The following is a 3,496-nucleotide window of genomic DNA, read 5'->3' as shown; positions in this document are numbered from 1 at the left end:
AAAGCCAGGAGGAGGCAGTGCTGGCCAAGTCCATCGAGCTCATCGTCGAGCTGGCCGGACAGCCACCGCGCGGGTATGTCGCCCCGTGGTGGGAGATGTCGGAGCGGACCGCGGCGCTGCTGCTGCGGAACGGTTTCCGCTACGACCACTCGCAGAACTCCACCGATTTCGTCCCGTTCTATGCCCGGGTGGGTGACACCTGGACGAACATCGACTACTCGAAGCCTGCCGAGACGTGGATGCGGCCACTGGTCCGCGGTCCGGAGATCGACCTAGTCGAGTTCTGCGGGAACTGGTACGTCGATGATCTGCCGCCGATGATGTTCATCAAGCAGTCGCCGAATAGCCATGGATTCGTCAACCCTCGCGATGTCGAACAACTCTGGAATGACCAATTCGACTGGGTCTACCGCGAATTCGACTATGCGGTCTTTCCAGTGACGCTGCACCCCGATGTCAGTGGCCGACCGCAAGTGCTGCTGATGCTCGAACGGCTGATCAACTACTGGTCACAGCACGACGGTGTGTCGTTCGTACCGTTCGAGCAGGCTGCGGCGGCGTTCCGGGAGCGCCACCCGTTTCCGGGTCAGCCGTGACCGCACTGCGGGTCGGGCTGATCGTCCCGTCGTCGAACACCGTGGTCGAACCTGAGCTCGCCCGTGTCGCAGGCGCCGTGCTGACCTGGAGCTGCTGGCGACTCGCGTCGCGGTGACCCACATCGACACCAATCCGGCGTCGGGGCGGCAGTTTGAGCCCGAACTGATGATCGACGCGGCGCGGCTGCTGGCGCACGCCGGGGTGGACGTGCTGGTGTGGGCGGGAACGTCGGGGTGCTGGCTCGGCCTGGATCACGACCGCGCGGTCGTGTCGGCGATCGAGGACGCCACCGGCATCGCGGCGACGTCGTCGACGCTGGCGCTGCTGGACGCCTGCCACGCCTTCGGGGCGTCGCGGCTGTTCCTGCTCACGCCGTATGTGCCTGCGGTGGTGGAGCAGATCACGGGCACGCTGGCCGCCGAAGGCCTCACCGTTTCCGGTGGGCGGCATCTGGGGATCTGCGACAACGCCGCCTTCGGGGCGGTCCCGATATCCACGTTGCAGTCGATGATCGGCGGGGTCGCCGGCAGCGACTGCCACGCGGTGGCGGTGGTGTGCACCAACCTGCGTGCCCTGCCGTTGCTGGAGGCTGACGTCGAACAGTCTGTGGGTGTACCGATTCTCGACAGTGTCGCCGCGACGGTATGGGGGGCCGCGCGCCGGATCGGTGTGCCGTTCCGCTGTGCCGGCTTCGGTGCGCTGCTGGCGCACGGTGCCACCCGGGCCGCTCTGCAGTGTCTGTGCGACCGGTTGCTGGCAGAGACCGGTGCTGATCGCGTCACCGCCCGGCTCGACGCCGCCGACATCGGACTGCATGTGGACTTGCCGGCGGCCGAGGCCGTGCGCCCCGGGGTGAAGTCGATTCGCTGGGATCCGTCGTTGGACCAGCGCGCTTTGGCGACGGTCCGGTGGCTCGACGAGCACCGCCGGCTGCTGGTCCAGCCGCACTTCGATGTTCCGCCGTATCCGCCGCAAGCGTTGCGGGATGTCTACGGCGTGGGCGCGCAGATCCTCGCACCGGTTCCCGGCGCCGGGTCGCTGCGTGGCTGGCTGTCCGTGCACAGCATCGCCGAACGGGACTGGACGTCCGCTGACCAGGACGCGGCGCGCAGGGCGGCAGCAGCGGTGGCCGCCGTGATCGATGAAGGCGAAATATGATGCCTTGATGACCGGGAGCCAGCCGCGGCGACGCTACTTGGCGGTTGCCGAGGAGGTGTTGCATGCGATCGCCATCGGTAATCTTCGGCCCGGCGACCGCCTGCCCGACGAGAGGGCTCTTGCCCAGCAATGCTCGGTCAGCCGCGCCACCGTTCGTGAAGCTCTGCTCGCCTTGGAGCTTGGCGCGGTCATCGATGTGCGTCCCGGCGCAGGGTGCTTCGTGAGAACGCCTAACAGCCGCCCTGCGCTCGGGATGTCCCTGCCGGTCGACTCGGTGCCACGGCAGGTACTCGAGGTGCGGCGCCTACTCGAACCGGCGGCCGCACGGTTGTGCGCTGTGAGCCTGTCCGGCGACGAGTGTGATCATCTCAAAGACGTGTTGGACGAGGCGGAGGCGCAGCTGGCTGCGTCGGCGCCGGCAAACGTGGACCGGTTCAGTGAATGCAACCAGCTGTTCCATCGCGAGGTGGCGCGACTTGGCGGTAACGCCGTGCTGGCCGAGCTGACCCGCGAGCTGATGGATCCGGTAAAGCATCCGTTGTGGATGCTGGTCGACACGATCGCCAGCCGCGACGAGGGCATCCGGGCCGCCCAACTGGTCGAGCACCGCGCGATCCTCGATGCGATCATCGACGGCGACCCGGACCGGGCCGAACACGCGATGGCGGTGCACATGGAAGCGCTGTCGCAGCGGATCTTTGGGGCCGCCGCCAATCCGATCCGGCGGGCGGGTCTGCGTACCCCGAGCCGGCGCAGGCCAAGCCGACGGCCGTGATCGGGCCGCCGCTCACCGGGTGGGCGATGAACTAGGCGGATGTGTGTGGCGGCATGCTGTGGGCTGCAACGCGGCCGCTGAACCACGTGGCGAATGACAGCAGGTCCCGATCGTGGCCCGCACGCGCCACAGCCTGTATGCCGACAGGCAGTCCGGTTGAGCCGGTCGCGAACGGGATCGCTAGGGTCGGCAGGCCGAGCAGCGACCACACCCGGCCGAACAGCGGGTCACCGGTGCCTGACAGCCCGGCGGGGGCTTCCCCCACGGCAGCCGGGGCCAGCAGGATATCGGCGTCGCCAAAGAGTGCCGGTATGCGCAGCTGAGCGTGGTCACGCAGTCGCCGTGCCGCGTCGTAGTCGTCTACCGGGGTATGAAGGCCGGTGTCCAGCAGTGCCAGCAGTTGCGGGGACAGCGCGTGCCGGTGCTGATGTTCCCAGGCCAGTGAGCGGGCTGCCTCGAAAGCCAGCACCGTGAGGTGTGCCTGCACGAGCCCATCGAGCACGTCGTCGCGGGACTCCGGCATTATCAAGCCACCCAGCTCACGTGCGGCGGTGATCGCTGCGAGCACCGCCGCCTGCGAATCGGGCATCGCCGCAGCCCAATCCGGTGTTCGGGCCAGCGCAAGCCGGGGAGGGCCTGTCAGAGCCCCAGCGGGGAGGTCGGCGGTGAGGCTCACGCGCGCGGCGTCGAGGACGCGTGGATCGCGGGCAAACCATCCCACCGTATCCAGGGACGGCGCAACGAGTTTGAGCCCAGCGACGGAGACGGCGCCGTAGGTGGGTTTAAACCCGTACACACCGCAGAAGCTGGCTGGCCGAGTGATCGAGGCCGCAGTCTGCGTGCCCAGCGCGACATCGGCCATTCCGCAGGCGACGGCCACCGCTGACCCCATCGACGAGCCGCCGGGGGTGTGGGTGGGCCGGCGGGGGTTTCTGGTCGGCCCCGGGTGCGCGTAGGCGAATTCGG

General features: G+C 68.3%; 4 protein-coding genes. 3 read left to right on the top strand and 1 reads right to left on the bottom strand.

What is annotated here, in order from left to right; translation table 11 throughout:
• The 3 genes from QOC69_RS10205 to QOC69_RS10195 form a co-directional block, all read left to right on the top strand.
• Positions 1-596, top strand: a 596-nt coding sequence (locus QOC69_RS10205) for a polysaccharide deacetylase family protein (RefSeq protein WP_526438980.1), incomplete at its 5' end; no start/stop codon positions are given.
• A 112-nt stretch (positions 597-708) separates the two neighbouring features.
• Positions 709-1,755: a maleate cis-trans isomerase family protein gene (locus QOC69_RS10200; RefSeq protein WP_526438978.1), complete on the top strand. Its 1,047-nt coding sequence runs from the start codon at positions 709-711 to the stop codon at positions 1,753-1,755.
• A 7-nt stretch (positions 1,756-1,762) separates the two neighbouring features.
• Positions 1,763-2,530, top strand: coding sequence for a FadR/GntR family transcriptional regulator (locus QOC69_RS10195; RefSeq protein ID WP_526438976.1), 768 nt, complete (start codon positions 1,763-1,765; stop codon positions 2,528-2,530).
• Positions 2,531-2,561: 31 nt separating this feature from the next.
• On the opposite strand, the gene QOC69_RS10190 is transcribed toward QOC69_RS10195, so the two are convergent.
• A partial coding sequence (locus QOC69_RS10190) for an amidase family protein (protein ID WP_526438974.1) occupies positions 2,562-3,496 on the bottom strand: 935 nt, incomplete at its 5' end.

The sequence above is a fragment of the Mycobacterium sp. genome (genome assembly GCF_032162105.1).
In the GTDB taxonomy this organism is placed as follows: domain Bacteria; phylum Actinomycetota; class Actinomycetes; order Mycobacteriales; family Mycobacteriaceae; genus Mycobacterium.
Note: the sequence above shows the minus strand (reverse complement) of the source record. Positions and strands in the feature narration are given on the sequence as shown.